Genomic DNA, 14,738 nt, shown 5'->3' with positions numbered 1-14,738 from the left:
GACCGAACCCTGAACGCCCCGTCCGCCGAGGCACTGTCCGTCGTCCTGCTCATCGCCGTCCTCGCCTGCGCCGTCGTCCGCCCGTTCGGGTTGCCGGAGGCGGTCGTGGCGGTCCCCGCCGCCGGGCTCGTCGTCCTCACCGGCGCGATCTCGCCGGAGCACGCGTGGGAGGAGGCGGAGCGGCTCGGGCCGGTGGTCGGCTTCCTCGCGGCGGTGCTGGTGCTGGCCCACTTCTGTGATGTCGAGGGGCTCTTCCGGGCCTGCGGCGCGTGGATGGCCCGCTGGGCGAGGAACCGGCCCGGGCGGCTGCTGACCTCGGTGTTCGTGCTCGCCTCGGCGATCACGGCCGTACTGAGTCTGGACGCGACCATCGTGCTGCTCACTCCGGTGGTGTTCGCCACGGCCGCCCGTACAGGGGTCAGGCCCAAGCCGCACACCTACGCCTGCGCCCATCTGTCGAACACGGCGTCGCTGCTGCTGCCGGTCTCCAACCTCACCAACCTGCTGGCGTTCAGCGCGAGCGGCCTGAGCTTCACCCGGTTCGCCGCGCTGATGACGCTGCCCTGGCTGGTCGCGATCGGCGCCGAGTACCTGGTGTTCCGGCGCTTCTTCGCCGCCGACCTGGCCGGGACGACGCCGGAACCGTCTGCCGTGGACACGGAGTCGGACACGGACGCGGGGGACGTGCCCGCGCTTCCGCTGTTCGCCCTCGTCACCGTGGCCTGCATGCTGGCCGGGTTCGTCGTGGCCTCCGCGCTGAGCGTCGATCCCGCGTGGGCGGCGCTCGCGGGGGCGCTCGTGCTCGCCGGACGTGCGCTGGTACGGCGGCAGGCCACCCCGGTGACGGTGCTGCGGGCCACGGCGCCCGGGTTCCTCGCGTTCGTGCTGGCGCTGGGCGTCGTCGTCCGGGCGGTCGTCGACAACGGGCTCGCGGACGCGCTCGGACGCGTACTGCCCGACGGAACGGGCCTGGTCGCGCTGCTCGGGATCGCCGCGCTGGCCGCCGTACTCGCCAATCTGATCAACAACCTGCCCGCGGTGCTCGTACTGCTGCCGCTGACCGCCACGGCCGGTCCCGGTGCGGTGCTCGCGGTGCTGCTCGGAGTGAACATCGGCCCGAACCTGACGTACGCCGGATCGCTGGCGACCCTGTTGTGGCGGCGCATCGTGCATCAGCACGAACACGATGTCGGGATCGGGGAGTTCACCCGGCTCGGACTGATCTCCGTGCCGGCCGCGCTGATCCCGGCCGTGGTGGCGTTGTGGGGCTCGCTGGTCGTCCTCGGGGGCTGAGTGGCGGCCGGATCCCGGTCGTCAGCGGGTTCCCCAACCGCCGTATCCGCCGTAGCCGTACCCGTAACCGCCGCCGTAGGGGTTTCCGTACGGGCCGGGTCCGCATGGGTAGGGCCCGTAGGGATTGCAGGGCATGTTCTGCGGGTTCGACGCCGTGGGGGTCGGGGTGGCCGCCGTCGGGGTCGGGGTCGGCTCAGCCGGTGTGGGGGTCGGCGTCGGGGTGGTCGACGGCGCGGGGCTCTTCTTGACGACCGGCGGATCCGACTCGGTGGCCGCGTCCCAGTTGACGGCCTCCATCTGGAGCGAGGGCGCCGAGGAGTCGAAGACCCAGTGCTGGTCGGGGGCCTCCGCGCGCGGCTTCAGGACCAGCGGCGCCTCGCCCCTGGCGGTGGCGGGCGTCAGCGCCAGCTCCTGGTCCCAGCGCGGGACGAGGGTGCCCTGGAGGGTGAAGTCGTAGCGCACGTTCTTGGTGCCGGGCTGGGAGACGCCCGTGCACGGGGCGAGCTGGACCGAGTAGCCGAGGTGGGAGTCGAGGCAGAGGTCCGGGGCGGCGGCGTTGCGCAGCAGGCCGTCGGTCTCGTAGGTCCACTCCTGGCCGGTCGCCGCCGAGCAGGTGGTCAGCTCGGTCTCCGCACCCTCGACGGCCTTGCCGCCGACGATGCCTATGCACAGCTTGGAGTCGACGTTGTGCAGTCGGCCGCGCAGGGCGCCCTTCGTGGTCTCTCCCGAGCCGACCCACGAGGGGTCGCCGTCGGACGTGCCGGAGGCGTCGGTGGCGGTGTCCGAGGGGCTGGTCCCGGCGGTCTGGCCCTCGTCGTCGTCCGAACCCAGGGCGGTCCACAGGACCAGTGGGACGAGGACCAGCGCGCTCACGGTCGCCGCGGCCAGGACACGGTTGCGGCGCCGGACCGCACGCCGGGCCGCCTTGTGCGCGGACCGGTGCGATCCGGGGTGGACGGCCAGCGCGGTGGTGGTGGGCGGGTTCACGGGCATCGGCGGAGCCTGGGCCAGGACACGCGGGACCGGGAGCACGCTCTCGACCGTGGCGATCTCGACGACCGGGACCTGGTCGACCTCCACGATGGCGCTCTCCGCGGCGCGGCCCGGGCGGGACTCCAGATAGGCGCGCGCACCCCAGCCGAGCACTCCCTCGGCCAGCGCGAGGGCGAGGTCGCCGTTGAACTGGTTCAGCTGGTCGGCCGCGTACCGGCAGGGCTTGCAGTCGGCGAGGTGCTTGGCGAGGTCGGGGTCGATGTCGAAGCTGCGGCGCCGGCAGGTGACGTCGATCAGCCGGATGTAGCGGCGGCACTCCTCCTGCTGCACGACCTCGCGGTGGACGTGCAGGCACTCCTCGCGCAGGCGTCCGCGGGCCCGGCCGAGTTCCACGGCGGCGTCCGTCACGCTCAGACCCAGCAGTCCGGCGGGTATCTCCAGCGGTTCGGCCTCGACCTCCGCGTGCCACAGCAGGCAGCGCGCGGACTGCGGGAGGTTCTGGAACGCCCTGGAGAGCAGTCGCCGGTCGGGGGCGGGCAGCAGCCGGGCGGCGACACGGTTTCCGCCGCCGGTCGTGGAGCGCAGTTCGGGGTGGAGCATTTCGTGCCGGTGGTCGCCCTCCCACTCCGCCGCCAGTCGGCGCACGGTGACCAGGAGCTGGGGCCGCCACGCGGAGGTGGGGCCGCTCTGACGCAGGGACTCCCCGAAGAGGCGGGTGAACGCGGCCGTGGTGAGCATTCCGGCCGGACGCGGGCCGCTGGTGCACAGACGGGCATAGGCGAAGGCCGCTTCCCAGTGCCGGTCGAGCAGTTCACCCACGGGATGGAGCGCGGGCGTCGTCCCCGTCCACTTCTTCAGCTCCGCGCTCAGTTCGACATCCGAGGCGTCGTACGCGGGAGCCGGGGTTGGGGAATTCGACAGGCCTGCGTCTCTCACGTCTGTATTCCTCCACGGCAATGCGGGTTTTAGTCCATACCTAGGGGTATGCGACCCTGCCGACGAAACGACAGGATCCGACCAAACGGGGAATCGGTGTCGCGAACACCCGCAGCACACAGCTCTTTTGGAGCGGGGAGTCAGCGGGGGTGTCGCGTACGTGCAGTGGGAGAAAAGATCGCCCGCACGCCGACGTGCACACCTTTGCACAGCTCATCGAGCCGTAACAAGAGATCACGCCGTTTTCCGCATTGCTCTGTGACCTAAAGCGGTTGACGGCGTGTCAATGGGATGCACCTTTAGGGATTGCCACTGTATCAACATCCTCATTGCAAACGGTATTCACTTCACTCAGGGCTGTTTCGCAACCATTGAGCCGACCCCCCTGCCGGTGGCGTAAAACCGCCCGCCCGCGGTGTCCTGTCCGTGCCTCTTGCGTGTTTTCGCAGCTCATGGTTGCGGGCATGCGACCGCTGTCGCAACGGGTGGCGTCGTCACGCCGGTTGACCGGTTCCTTCACATCTCCCGCCCACAGCCGCCTCGGAACCAATAGCGGGCGCGGTCTCGGCCGAACCTCGCCTGCACAGGGCCCGGTACACGCCCGGCGGCGTTCCGTGACGCTCCCGGAACACCCGGTTGAAGTGGAAGGGGCTGGCGAAACCGGAAGCGGCGGCGACGCGTTCCACCGGCAGGTCGGTGGCCTCCAGCAACCGGGCGGCATGGCTCAGCCGGGCCTCCCGCAGGGCCCTCATCGGGGACCGGCCGAGTTGCTCGGTGAACAGGTGCGCGAACCGCGAGGGGGAGAGCATGACCCCGTCGGCGAGCGACCGGACGGTGTGCGGGGCGGCGGGGTCGGCGGCGATGAGCGCCTCCGCCCGGCTCACTCGCGCGTCGACTCCCGGCCGGTTCGGAAGGGGGCGGGCGGCCGCCGAGGCCAGCAGGACGATTTCCTCCAGGGAACACAGGGCGAGCTCCCGGGCGGCGGTGCCGTGGGCGACGGCTGTCGGGCCGTCGGGCGTGGCGGGGGACGCGGAACCGGGTGGCCGTTCCCCACTGCCCGGCCAGCGGGCGTCCGACAGCATGCGGGCGAACGCCGTCGCCATCCGGTCGTGCAGGGCGCCCGGCACCGGGGCGACGACGTACATGCCGTCGCCGACCGCGTACGGGCTCAGCCAGACCTTCCAGGAGGGACGGGCCTGGCAGTGCGCCCACCAGAACCGCCAGTGCCGGGCACCCGGCCGGACCTGGTAGCGGTGCGGCACTCCGGGTCCGAGGACGACCAGGTCCCCGGCGTCGGCCCGCGCCCCGGCCGTGCCCTGGGTCAGCAGGCCGTGACCGTCCGTCGTCCAGGTGAACAGCCAGCTGTCGGCGCCCTGCGGCCTGTTGACGGCGTAGCCGGGTCCCTCGTCGTAGCGCCCGACGGTCACCAGACCGGGCGGTGGTGCGCAGACAGCGGTCTCGGGCAATCCGTCAGCGTTCACGGGCATCCTTCCCAGGGGCGGCGAACCCTAGTCTGACGGCTGGTGACAGCGAACCGAAGGAGTGCACGATGACAGTCACGGATATCGATGCCGCCGACGCTTCCATCCTCCCGGAGGAGGAGCGCCGACGGTTCGAGGAGGACGGATTCACCGTCGTGCGGGGCCTGTTCGGGGACGGCGAGATCGCCGCTCTGCGCGCCGAGTTCGCGGCGCTGCACGCGGCCGGCCCGGTGCCGGGGCACTTCGAGCCGCGCCCGACCGGGCAGGACGGGCGCCCGGCCGACCCGCTGGACGCGTATCCGCGGGTGATGCAGCCGCACGAGTTCCACGAGCCGTCGCTCGGCTGGCTGCTGGATCCCCGGCTGAGGGCCGTCCTCGAAGTGCTGCTCGGCGAGGAGGTGCTGGCCGCGCAGAGCATGTTCTACTTCAAGCCGCCGGGTGCGCGGGGCCAGGCTCTGCACCAGGACAACTTCTTTCTGCGGGTCGAGCCGGGCACGTGTGTCGCCGCGTGGATCGCCTGCGAGACGATCGACCGGGAGAACGGCGGCCTGGAGGTCGTGCCGGGCACACACCGCATGGACCTGTTCTGTCCGCAGGAGGCGGACGCGGGAGTGTCCTTCGCCCGGGAGTACGTGCCCCCGCCGCCCGGGCTCACCCCGGTGCCGGTCGACATGGCCCCGGGTGACGTCCTGTTCTTCAACGGCAGCCTGGTGCACGGCTCGCAGCCCAACCACAGCACCGACCGGTTCCGGCGCTCCTTCATCGGGCACTACGTGGGCCGCTCTGCGGAGCGCATCGGGCACTTCTACCGCACGATCTCCATGAACGGCGACCGGGTCCGGCTGCGTGAGAGCGACGACGCCGGGCCGTGCGGCACGGAGTTCGGGCAGGCCTCCGCACCGCACTGACGGCGGCGCCGTCGCCCGGTCACGGGCCCGGTGTCCCGTCCGGCTGCTCCGGCGACTCGGGCAGCGCGTCGCGGAGTTGGGCGCGGCCCGTGATGCCGAGCTTGGGGAAGACGCGGTAGAGGTGGAAGCCGACCGTGCGCGGCGAGAGGAAGATGCGTTCGCCGATCTCCCGGTTGGTGAGGCCGGCCGCGGCCAGCCGGGCGATCTGGAGCTGCTGCGGGGTGAGTTCGGCGAGGACGTCACGCGGCGCGGTACTGGTGGGGGTGACGCCGGCGGCCCGCAGTTCGGCGCGGGCCCGCTCGGTCCAGGGGCGGGCGCCGACCCGCTCGAAGGCGACAAGTGCGGCCGTGAGCTGTGGGCGCGCCTCCACCGAACGGCGTCTGCGGCGCAGCCACTCCGCGTAGTCGAGCCGGACCAGCGCCCGCTCGAACAGCCACTGTTCGCCGGCCGGGTCGGCGAGCGCGGCCAGGAAGTGCTCCTCCGCGTCGTCCCCCGCGCTCAGCAGGGCGTCCGCCCGGTGCAGTACGGCGGCCAGCCGGGCGGAGACCGTGCCGGCCGCGAGACGACGCCGGGTCGCGTCGACGAGTCGGCGTGCCTCGTCGGCGCGCCCGGTGCGCACGGCCGCCGCCGTGAGGTCGGCCAGGTAGTAGTGGGAGGCGTGGAAGTGCACCGGCTCGGGCTCGGAGTCCTGGGTGTAGACGGCCCGCAACCGGGTGTAGGCGCCGGCGTGGTCGCCCTCGGCGAGGGCGGCGGCGCCGAGGGCGTAGTGCCTTCGTACCTGCAGGCTGCGGGAGTTGGGCAGATCGACACCGTGGACGGCGCGCTGCACGGCGGCGCGGGCCTCCTCGGTGTCGCCGCGCAGGGCGAGGATGGTGGCGCCGACGACGGGCGAGCCGGCCGCGACGATCTCCAGGCCCGCCTCGGCGGCCGTCCGGTACGACTGGTCGAAGGTCGCGCGGGCCCGGGTCCAGGCGCCGCTCTCGTACAGGGCGAGGGCGAGGGCGTTGGCGACGGTCGCGTTGGCGCCCGCCGTCGGTGAGCGGCGCAGATGGTCGAGGGCGGCGCCGAGCAGGCGGACGGCCTCGGCGGTCTCGTCGAGGACCCAGGCGGCGGCGCCCACGACGATCAGGCGGGACAGTCTGCGGTCCGGGGCGGTGTCCTGGGGGTGCCCCGGCGGGTGCTCGGTCCAGTCGGTGCTCCTGAGCAGGGCGAGGGCCTGCTCGCGGTGGCGTGCGGGGTCGCAGCCGGCCAGCGCCCACACCCGTTCGCTCTCGTCGTCCTGGGGCGGAACGCGTTCGGTGATCCGCTGGATGCGCTCGCGGAACGAGGGGTCCCCCGAGTGGTAGGCGGGGGTGGTGGCCGTGCCGAGGGCGTCGAGGGCGAGGCCCGGATCGGTTTCGACGGCGGCCTCGGCGACGGGCAGCAGGAAGCCGAGGGAGTCCTCGAAGCGGGTGGTCACGGCGAGCGCCCAGCCGGCCCGGAGCGAGGCCTCGGCGAGCACGGCCGGGTCGTCGGTGAGGGTGAGGACATGGGCGGCCAGTTCGCTGACCCAGCGCGGGTGTCCGGCGTGCATGGCCATGGTCGCGGCCCGGACCAGGCGTCTGGAGCGGGTGTCGGGGTCGGGGCTGAGCCGGGCCGCCCGTTCGAGGGCGGCGGCCGCGGCCGCGTAACCGCCTCGGCGTTGGGCGCGGCCCGCGCTGTCCTCCAGGCCCTGAGCGGCCTGCTCGTCGACGCCGAAGACGGCGGCGGCCCGGTGCCAGGCGCGCCGGTCCGGGTCACCGGCGAGGACATCGGCCAGGGCGGTGTGGGCGGCGTGGCGCTCCGCGTAGCTCGCGGACTGGTAGACGGCGGAGCGGATCAGCGGGTGCCGGAAGTGGAGCCGGCCGTCGTCGATGCGGACGAGACCCGCGCTTTCGGCGGGCCGCCAGTCGGCAGGGGTCGCGGTGTCCCCGGCGGCGGAGAGGATGACGGGCAGTTCGGCCGTCTCGGCGGCTGCCGCGAGGAGCAGCAACCACCGGGTGGGTGCGGGCAGTTCGGGCAGGTCGGCGGCGAAGATCGCCTCCAGGCGGTCGGTGAGGGGCAGCGCGTCGGCGGCTCCGTCCTGTCCTGCGGCGGGGTCGCGGCTGACCGCCCGGGCGAGTTCGACGAGGGCGAGGGGGACGCCTGCCGCCTGGTCCAGGACGCGGGAGCGGGCTCGTCCGACGGGCGGTTCGGGCTGGAGGTCGAGGAGGCGTCCGGCGGCGGCCTGGGACAGCGGCTCGACGGTCAACCGCCGCCTTTCGCGGGCGAACTGTGGGGGTACGGCGTTGTCCCGGGTGGCGAGCACCATCGCGACCGCCTCCCCTTCGAGGCGCCTGGCGACGAAGGCGAGGATGTCGAGGGTGCCCACGTCGAGCCAGTGGGCGTCGTCGACGACGAGCAGCAGCGGCCCCCGGCTCGCCGCGTCGGAGAGCAGTGTGAGGGCGCCGAGCGAGGTGAGCAGCGGGTCGGGAGCGGCGTCCTCGGACTGCTCGGGGTCGAGCCCGAACACCCCGAGCAGCGCGGCCCGTTGGCGGACGGGCAGATCGCCGGCGAGGTCCAGTACGGGCCGCAGCAGTTGGTGCAGTCCGGCGAACGGCAGCCCGGACTCGCCTTCGCAGCCCCGGCAGCGCAGGACACGCAGGCCGGCTCGCAGGGCGATACGGCCGACGGCGTCGAGCAGCACGCTCTTGCCCGCACCCGGTTGGCCGGTCACGACCAGGACGCCCGGCAGGGCCCCCGGGAGGTCGCCGGGTTCGGCCACGGCCTCGTTCACCAGGTCGGCCAGCAGGGCGAGTTCGCGGTCACGGCCGACGATCCACTCCGCACCGAAGCGGGAGGTGCTCATTCGGCGGACCCGGCGGCCCGGACGGCCGGAGCGACTGGTCCTCGTGCCGCATCAGCTGCGAGCGGCCGGTCAGCGGCGGCGGCGGCCGAAGTGTGGTTTAAGTCCGACGGTTTGCGCTCTCCGATCATGTCATGACAATAAACGGTGGGTTGACCGTCCTCCGTCCTCGGAGAGTTCGGGGGACGGCCCTCGGTTCAGGACTGAAGGAGCAGGCTGAGCGTCGGCAGTGGTCCGCCGGGGAACTGCTGGAGGCGGCCCCCATCAGCCAGTCGGCCGAGGTCGACGGCCGCCCAGCCGGTGTGTTCGACAAGCCGGGCGACCCGGCTGTTGGCGCCCGGGTGGTCGCCGGAGAGAAATATCACCCGGCGTCCGACGGGCGTACGCGGATCGGCGCCCAGGACCGCGGGCGCCAGGGTGTTGAACGCCTTCACCAGCCGGGCGCCGGGCACCAGTCCTGCGACGACCTCGCTGGACGGACGTCCCTGGAGGTCGACGACCCGGAAATCGGGCGGGCCCAGCGGATTGGTGGCGTCGATGACGATCCGTTCCTGCCAGTCGGACACCTCGGCGGCCACCACTGCCTCGGTCAACTCCCGCCAGGGCACCGCGAGTACGACGATCTCCGCGTCGGCCGCCGCCGGCACGGTAGTCGGGGTGAGCCCGGGCCCGATCGAGTCGGCGGCCTCCCGCAGCGACCGGGGGCCTCGGCTGTCGCTGAGGAGGACCTCTTCCCCGGCGGCCACGAAGCGGACCGCGAGGGCCTGTCCGAGGGCTCCGGCGCCGATGATGCCGATGCGCATGACGTGCCTTCCTTGACTCGGCGAGAAGGTGCGGGCGAGGGCGTGTCCTGAGCATGGCCGGGTGGTCGGACCGTGGGCTTCTGTCAAGTGACTGGGACGGCGCCCGACGTCCCGGCACGAACGCCGGTTTGACTGCGGACGGGCCGGACGCTTTGATCCTGACCGTGCCGGGCCGTGTGCCCTGCACCCAGAGGTGCGCCCAGCCGGTAGTGGACCTGCTCCGAGTCCGGCCCGAGTCGCCAGGAACGCCACGGCGTCCGAGGCGGGGCCGCACCCGCGACCGATGGAGCGGACATGCCCGTCGAGGGTGTACCCCGCGTCGGGGGTCCCGGGACGGCCGCGGTCGTGCTGGCGACCGCCTGCGCGGCCCTGTGGGGACTGACGGCCTGCGGTACCTCGCAGGAGACGGATCAGGGGGCAGGGCCGGCCCCGACGGCCTCGCCCACCCCTTCGGCCGAGGTCCGGCTGCCGCCCCGGCACGCCGGCTTCGACTACCAGATCGGCGGCGCCTACCCGCCCCCCGCGGGCGTGCGCATCGTCAGCCGCGACCGTACGGCGGCTCCCGCGGCCGGTCTGTACAACGTCTGCTACGTCAACGCTTTCCAGGCGCAGCCCGGCGACGAGAAGGCGTGGCCCGCCGATCTGCTGCTGCGGGACGCGAACGGCGAGGTCGTCGTCGACGAGGAGTGGGACGAGGCGCTGCTCGACATCGGCACGGCGGCGAAGCGGAAACGGATCGCGGCGCGGGTGAACAAGTGGACCGACGGCTGCGCGGACAAGGGCTTCGACGCGGTCGAGCCCGACAACTACGACAGCTACACCCGCTCGGACGACCTCCTCACCGCCGGTGACGCCACCGCCTTCATCACCCTCCTCTCCCGGCACGCGCACGCCCGTGGGCTGGCGATCGGCCAGAAGAACACCGTGGACCTGGCCGGGCTCAGGAAGCGGACCGGGCTGGACTTCGCGGTCGCGGAGGAGTGCGGCGAGTACGACGAGTGCGGGGAGTACGCGGAGGCGTTCGACGACCGGGTGCTCGTGATCGAGTACACCGACACCGGACTGCGCAAGGCCCGGGCCGCCTTCGGCGACCGGCTGAGCATCGTGCGCAGGGATGTCGATGTGTCGACGCCGGGCAGCGCGGGGTACGTCCGCAGGACCCGCTGATCCTCATCCTGGACGCGTCACGGAGTGGCGAGCAGCTCCAGCCCTCGCTCCCACCCGAACTCCGGCCGCCCATCACCCTGTTGCCCCTCACCGGCGTACGGGTCCGCGAACCGCACCCCCATCCCGCGCAGCCGTTCCACACTCGCCCGGTACGCGGGATGGGCGGCCAGCGCGTCGCCCACGCACGGCAGTACGGCGATCGGCACTCCCAGCCCGTACGCCTCGCACAGGGTGCCCAGGGCGAGGGTGTCGGCGATGCCGGCCGCCCACTTGTTGACGGTGTTGAAGGTGGCGGGTGCGACGAGCACGGCGTCCGGCGCCGGAAAGGGACGCGGATCCCCAGGCTTGCGCCAGGCGGACCGGATCGGGCGTCCGGTCCGCGTCTCGACGGCGTCCGTGTCGAAGAACCCCATGGCCAGAGGCGTGGCGATGACCCCGACCTGCCAGTTCCGCTCCTCCGCGGCGGTGATCAACGTGCCGACGTCGGAGGCGATTCCGGCGGCACAGACGACGACGTAGAGGAAGGGTCTCTGGGCCCGTTCGGGCGTCTCGGTCATCCGGAAACCCTAAATCGGTTGCCGACACGAGGGTCCGGCCTCCAGGATCGGGCCATGTCCACGATCGAAGCCCCCCGGCCGCTGTCCCCCGCCACCGCTCGTCCGGTGCGGGTCCAGCAGCAGCCCGGCCGCCCCTGGAGGCCCGTGCTTCCGCGGTCATGACGGCCGCGCTCGTCGCGGGGCTTCTCGCGGGGTACGGCATCGCCGTCCCGGTCGGAGCCGTCGCGACCTATCTCGTCTCCCTCACCGCACGTACGTCCCTCAGGACCGGCGTCTGCGCGGCGCTCGGTATCGCCACCGCCGACGGCTTCTACGCCCTGCTCGCCGCGCTCGGGGGTACCGCGCTGGCCGGTGCCCTGCAGCCGTGGCTGGTGCCGCTGCGCTGGGCCTCGGCCGTGGTGCTGGCCGCGCTCGCGGTCAGGGGCGGGCTCGGCGCCCTGCGCCAGTACCGCGCCGGTGCCCTCTCCGCCCGGGCCGACAGCACGCCGCCGAGTCCGGCGCGGGCGTTTCTCATGCTGGTCGGCATCACGCTGCTCAACCCCACCACGGTGATCTACTTCGCCGCGCTGGTGCTCGGCAGCCGGGCCTCGGACGCCGTGTCCCCCTGGGAACAGGGGGTGTTCGTGCTCGCGGCCTTCCTCGCCTCGGCGAGCTGGCAGGTACTGATCGCCTCCGGCGGCGCGTTGCTCGGCCGCGCGCTGACGGGCCGGCGCGGACGGCTGGTGACTGCCCTCGTGTCCAGCACGGTGATCATGGCGCTGGCGGTACGGATGGTGGTGTCGCCGACCTGACGAGGACACGGGGAACCGGTCCGTCCGCCGCGGCCGGATGAAACCGGGCCGCCGCCGTGTTGGACCTTTGTACGCAGCAGTCATACGCGACGAGACGATGGGACGAACTCCATGCCTCTTGAGGGCGAGTACGAAGCCAGTCCGACCCAATGGGTGCGTGAGCAGGTGGAGTTGTACGAGAAGTCCGGCGGTACCGAGGGAACGACTCTCCTCGACACCGGCATGCCGGTCGTCCTGCTCACCACCCGGGGCGCCCGGAGCGGCAAGATCCGCAGGACTCCCCTCATGCGGGTGGAGCACGACGGCCTGTACGCGGTGGTCGCCTCCCTGGGCGGCGCGCCCAAGCATCCGGTCTGGTACTTCAACGTCCTCGCCGATCCGCGCGTCGACATACAGGACGGGCCGGTGCGTCAGGACAGGGTCGCCCGTGAGGTGACGGGCGAGGAGAAGTCCCTGTGGTGGGAGCGGGCGGTCGCCGCGTATCCCGAGTACGCCGAGTACCAGAAGAAGACCGACCGCGAGATTCCTGTGTTCGTCCTCGAACCGCCCGCCGGGAACTGATCCGCACCGGACGGAGAGACAATCCGGTGCCCGGAGGATTGAACTCCTTTCCTCCGGGCACCCGAGCCTCAGGCCCCGCCGCGCTCCCCCGTCGCGGCGGGGCTTCGTGCTGCCTCCTGCGCCGCCGCGTCGGTCACGTCGAGAAAGATCTCGCCGACCTCGGGGACCGCCTGGACGACCGAGCGCTTGATACGTACGGCGACCTCCTCGACCCGCTCGCTGTCGAGCCCGGGGACCAGGTCGATCCGGGCGGCCACCAGGGTGGTGTCGAGCCCCATCTTCATCGTGAACAGCGCCTCCACGCTGTCGATCTCGGGCTGGGCCGCCAGCAGGTCGCGGACCTCCCGGCTCACCTCCGGGTCGGCGGCCTCCCCGATGAGCTGGGCCCGCGCGTCCCGCCCCAGCCAGAAGGCGACGCAGACGAGCAGCACCCCGATGGCGAGGGAGGCCGACGCCTCCCACACGACCTGCCCGGTGACCATGTGCAGCGCCATGCCCACGATGGCGAGCGTCACGCCGAGCACCGCCGTGCCGTCCTCGGCGATCACCGTACGCAGGGCGGGATCCCGCAGAGCGCCCTTACCACCCGCTGCGCCCTTCCCTGTCTTCCCCTTCTCCCCGCGTGCCTGGTGCACGGCACGAAGCAGTGAGGCCCCCTCCGCGAGCAGCGCGACCCCCAGCACCGCCAGGCCCGCCACATAGCCGCCGAAAGACTCCTCCGCGTCGCTCCTGAGCGCCTCGACGCCCTGGAAGAAGGAGAAGCAGCCGCCCATGACGAAGATGCCGACGGCCGCCAGCAGCGACCAGAAGAACCGTTCCTTGCCGTAGCCGAAGGGGTGCCGCCGGTCGGCGGGGCGTCGGCTGCGGCGCAGGGCGGCGAGCAGGAAGACCTCGTTGAGGCTGTCCGCGACCGAGTGCGCGGCCTCGGAGAGGAGGGCGGGCGACCCGGTGAGGAGTCCGCCCACGGCCTTGGCGACGGCGATCAGCAGGTTGGCGCCCAGCGCCACCAGCACGGTCACGCGTGTCCTGCGGTCCGCGGACTGCGTGCCGCCCGGTTCCCTCCCGTCCCGTGCCGCCGTCACCGCTGTTCGGGGGCCGTCGACGTGACCCGGCGGAGGGTGAAGGAGTGGCCGGCCGGGTCGGCGTACCCGCGCTCCTCGTACGGCGTACCGGCGTCCTTCGTCTCCAGCGCGCGTCCGCCGAGCCCGACCACCCTGCGTTCCGCCTCGTCGAGATCGCTCACCCGGAAGTCGAGGTGAACCTGGAAGGAGTTCTCGGCGCGCGGCCAGCTCGGCACAGTCATGTTCGCGTCGAGGCGGAACTCCATCCGGGTTCCTCCGGCGCCCCTGATCTCGATCCGGTTGACGGTCGTCTCCGTCTCCTCGGCCTCCAGCAAATCCATGTAGAAGGCAGCGAGCTTCTCCGGCTCGGCGCAGTCCAGCACCACGACGCCTGCTGTCACCAAGGTCATGCTTCCTCCGTACGGGGGTCGGGGGCGGCCCTGTGCGCCGCGGCCCTCTCCCTTCGGGTACCCCGCACACCGGAATCACACGGGCCGTGCGCCGTCGGGTGCGGTGAGTTGTGTGAGGCGCGCCGCCGCGGCCGTCAGGAAGAGGTCGAGTGCCGCCGGGTAGGAACTGTGGCGCATGTCCATCACAAGGTGGCGGGCGGTCGCGTTGATGTGCGGGTGGGTGTCGGCGGGCAGCCGGGCGTAGGTCGCCCGCCACACGGCCGTCTCCGCCTCACGGGCGGCCCTGGGCAGCGCCTGGTTCGCCGAGTCGAGGGCCCCGAAGGCGAGCGCCTGGTCGACGAAGGCGTGGTAGATCCGTACCGCCTCGGCGTCCGGGAACCCGGCGCCGCGCAGCACGCCGAGTGCGGTCTCCACGGCCTGGATCTCGTACGCCCGTCCGGTCACCCGGTAGGAGCTGAGTACGGCCGCCTGCGGCTGCGCGAGTGCTCCGGCGTGCATCCGCAGGCCGAGGTCACGCAGGTCGGCGAGCCAGTCGCCGCTGGGCCGCCAGGTGCGCAGCGTACGGCCGATCAGTTCGTCGGCGATGGCGAGCATCAGCTCGTCGGTGTCCCGGAAATAGCGGTACAGGGCGCTCGGGTCGGCACCGAGGGCGCGGCCGAGGCGGCGCACGGAGAGGGCTTCGGCGCCGTGCTCCCCGAGCAGCCGCATCGCCGTCTCCACGATCAGCTCCTCGGAGAGGACCACGCCGTGCTTGGTGGGACGCCTGCGACGTCGGGCGTCGGGCGGGACGACACGTTCGCTCACGGAATTCCTCCTGCGCGGTGGCCGGTGCGGGCACCTTATGACAACACCGTTGACCTGTTAAGGCCCCGGGCAGTTTCATGTGCGTTCACCGGGGTCGTCCCAGGCCCCCA

General features: G+C 72.6%; 13 protein-coding genes. 5 read left to right on the top strand and 8 right to left on the bottom strand.

The genetic code is table 11. The features are described 5' to 3' along the window. Positions 1-9: 9 nt before the first annotated feature. The gene (locus PV734_RS10060) at positions 10-1,293 is read left to right on the top strand and encodes an arsenic transporter (RefSeq protein ID WP_319289361.1); all 1,284 of its coding nucleotides are present in this window, start codon (positions 10-12) and stop codon (positions 1,291-1,293) included. A 21-nt stretch (positions 1,294-1,314) separates the two neighbouring features. Here the strand turns inward: PV734_RS10060 and PV734_RS10055 are convergent, their stop codons facing one another. Together PV734_RS10055 and PV734_RS10050 are read right to left on the bottom strand one after the other, a co-directional pair. Further along, positions 1,315-3,222: a ricin-type beta-trefoil lectin domain protein gene (locus PV734_RS10055; protein ID WP_319090875.1), complete on the bottom strand. Its 1,908-nt coding sequence runs from the start codon at positions 3,220-3,222 to the stop codon at positions 1,315-1,317. Between the two features lie 494 nt (positions 3,223-3,716). After that, positions 3,717-4,709, bottom strand: coding sequence for a helix-turn-helix domain-containing protein (locus PV734_RS10050; RefSeq protein ID WP_319090876.1), 993 nt, complete (start codon positions 4,707-4,709; stop codon positions 3,717-3,719). Between the two features lie 62 nt (positions 4,710-4,771). Between PV734_RS10050 and PV734_RS10045 the strand changes: the two genes are divergently transcribed. Further along, positions 4,772-5,611, top strand: coding sequence for a phytanoyl-CoA dioxygenase family protein (locus PV734_RS10045; protein WP_319090877.1), 840 nt, complete (start codon positions 4,772-4,774; stop codon positions 5,609-5,611). A gap of 19 nt (positions 5,612-5,630) precedes the next feature. Here the strand turns inward: PV734_RS10045 and PV734_RS10040 are convergent, their stop codons facing one another. Together PV734_RS10040 and PV734_RS10035 are read right to left on the bottom strand one after the other, a co-directional pair. Continuing rightward, positions 5,631-8,477 carry an ATP-binding protein gene (locus tag PV734_RS10040; RefSeq protein WP_319289283.1) on the bottom strand — a complete coding sequence of 949 codons (2,847 nt, stop codon included), beginning with the start codon at positions 8,475-8,477 and terminating at the stop codon, positions 5,631-5,633. A 194-nt stretch (positions 8,478-8,671) separates the two neighbouring features. Next, a complete protein-coding gene (locus tag PV734_RS10035) occupies positions 8,672-9,277 on the bottom strand; it encodes an NADPH-dependent F420 reductase (protein WP_415924181.1) in 606 nt (201 codons plus the stop codon). 294 nt (positions 9,278-9,571) lie between these two features. Here PV734_RS10035 and PV734_RS10030 point away from each other — a divergent pair, with 294 nt between their 5' ends. Beyond that, positions 9,572-10,444, top strand: a complete 873-nt coding sequence (locus tag PV734_RS10030; RefSeq protein ID WP_319289281.1) for an endo alpha-1,4 polygalactosaminidase — start codon at positions 9,572-9,574, stop codon at positions 10,442-10,444. Between the two features lie 17 nt (positions 10,445-10,461). Here the strand turns inward: PV734_RS10030 and PV734_RS10025 are convergent, their stop codons facing one another. Continuing rightward, positions 10,462-11,001 carry a flavoprotein gene (locus PV734_RS10025; protein WP_319289280.1) on the bottom strand — a complete coding sequence of 180 codons (540 nt, stop codon included), beginning with the start codon at positions 10,999-11,001 and terminating at the stop codon, positions 10,462-10,464. A 158-nt stretch (positions 11,002-11,159) separates the two neighbouring features. Here PV734_RS10025 and PV734_RS10020 point away from each other — a divergent pair, with 158 nt between their 5' ends. Further along, a complete protein-coding gene (locus PV734_RS10020) occupies positions 11,160-11,792 on the top strand; it encodes a LysE/ArgO family amino acid transporter (RefSeq protein WP_319289279.1) in 633 nt (210 codons plus the stop codon). Positions 11,793-11,903: 111 nt separating this feature from the next. Then, positions 11,904-12,353, top strand: a complete 450-nt coding sequence (locus PV734_RS10015) for a nitroreductase family deazaflavin-dependent oxidoreductase (protein WP_319090883.1) — start codon at positions 11,904-11,906, stop codon at positions 12,351-12,353. A 68-nt stretch (positions 12,354-12,421) separates the two neighbouring features. Here PV734_RS10015 and PV734_RS10010 read toward each other — a convergent pair whose 3' ends face one another. The 3 genes from PV734_RS10010 to PV734_RS10000 form a co-directional block, all read right to left on the bottom strand. Next, positions 12,422-13,435 carry a cation diffusion facilitator family transporter gene (locus tag PV734_RS10010; protein WP_319090884.1) on the bottom strand — a complete coding sequence of 338 codons (1,014 nt, stop codon included), beginning with the start codon at positions 13,433-13,435 and terminating at the stop codon, positions 12,422-12,424. After that, entirely contained in the window at positions 13,432-13,824 is a 393-nt protein-coding gene (locus PV734_RS10005) for a VOC family protein (RefSeq protein WP_319090885.1), read from the bottom strand. The genes PV734_RS10010 and PV734_RS10005 overlap by 4 nt, the downstream gene beginning before the upstream one ends. A 75-nt stretch (positions 13,825-13,899) precedes the next feature. Further along, complete coding sequence (locus PV734_RS10000; protein WP_319090886.1) at positions 13,900-14,628, bottom strand: helix-turn-helix domain-containing protein; 729 nt, start codon at positions 14,626-14,628, stop codon at positions 13,900-13,902. Between the last annotated feature and the right edge of the window lie 110 nt (positions 14,629-14,738).

The sequence above is a fragment of the Streptomyces sp. AK08-02 genome, assembly GCF_033795085.1.
Lineage (GTDB): Bacteria > Actinomycetota > Actinomycetes > Streptomycetales > Streptomycetaceae > Streptomyces > Streptomyces echiniscabiei.
The sequence above is the reverse complement of the archived record's forward strand: the minus strand, read 5'-3'. Positions and strand labels throughout refer to the sequence as shown.

Excerpts from the sequence above, each read along its gene's own strand:
- PV734_RS10050 (WP_319090876.1), bottom strand. The coding sequence starts at position 4,709 with ATGCCCGTGAACGCTGACGGATTGCCCGAGACCGCTGTCTGCGCACCA.
- PV734_RS10045 (WP_319090877.1), top strand. The coding sequence starts at position 4,772 with ATGACAGTCACGGATATCGATGCCGCCGACGCTTCCATCCTCCCGGAG.
- PV734_RS10040 (WP_319289283.1), bottom strand. The coding sequence starts at position 8,477 with ATGAGCACCTCCCGCTTCGGTGCGGAGTGGATCGTCGGCCGTGACCGC.
- PV734_RS10035 (WP_415924181.1), bottom strand. The coding sequence starts at position 9,277 with ATGCGCATCGGCATCATCGGCGCCGGAGCCCTCGGACAGGCCCTCGCG.
- PV734_RS10030 (WP_319289281.1), top strand. The coding sequence starts at position 9,572 with ATGCCCGTCGAGGGTGTACCCCGCGTCGGGGGTCCCGGGACGGCCGCG.
- PV734_RS10025 (WP_319289280.1), bottom strand. The coding sequence starts at position 11,001 with ATGACCGAGACGCCCGAACGGGCCCAGAGACCCTTCCTCTACGTCGTC.
- PV734_RS10020 (WP_319289279.1), top strand. The coding sequence starts at position 11,160 with ATGACGGCCGCGCTCGTCGCGGGGCTTCTCGCGGGGTACGGCATCGCC.
- PV734_RS10015 (WP_319090883.1), top strand. The coding sequence starts at position 11,904 with ATGCCTCTTGAGGGCGAGTACGAAGCCAGTCCGACCCAATGGGTGCGT.
- PV734_RS10005 (WP_319090885.1), bottom strand. The coding sequence starts at position 13,824 with ATGACCTTGGTGACAGCAGGCGTCGTGGTGCTGGACTGCGCCGAGCCG.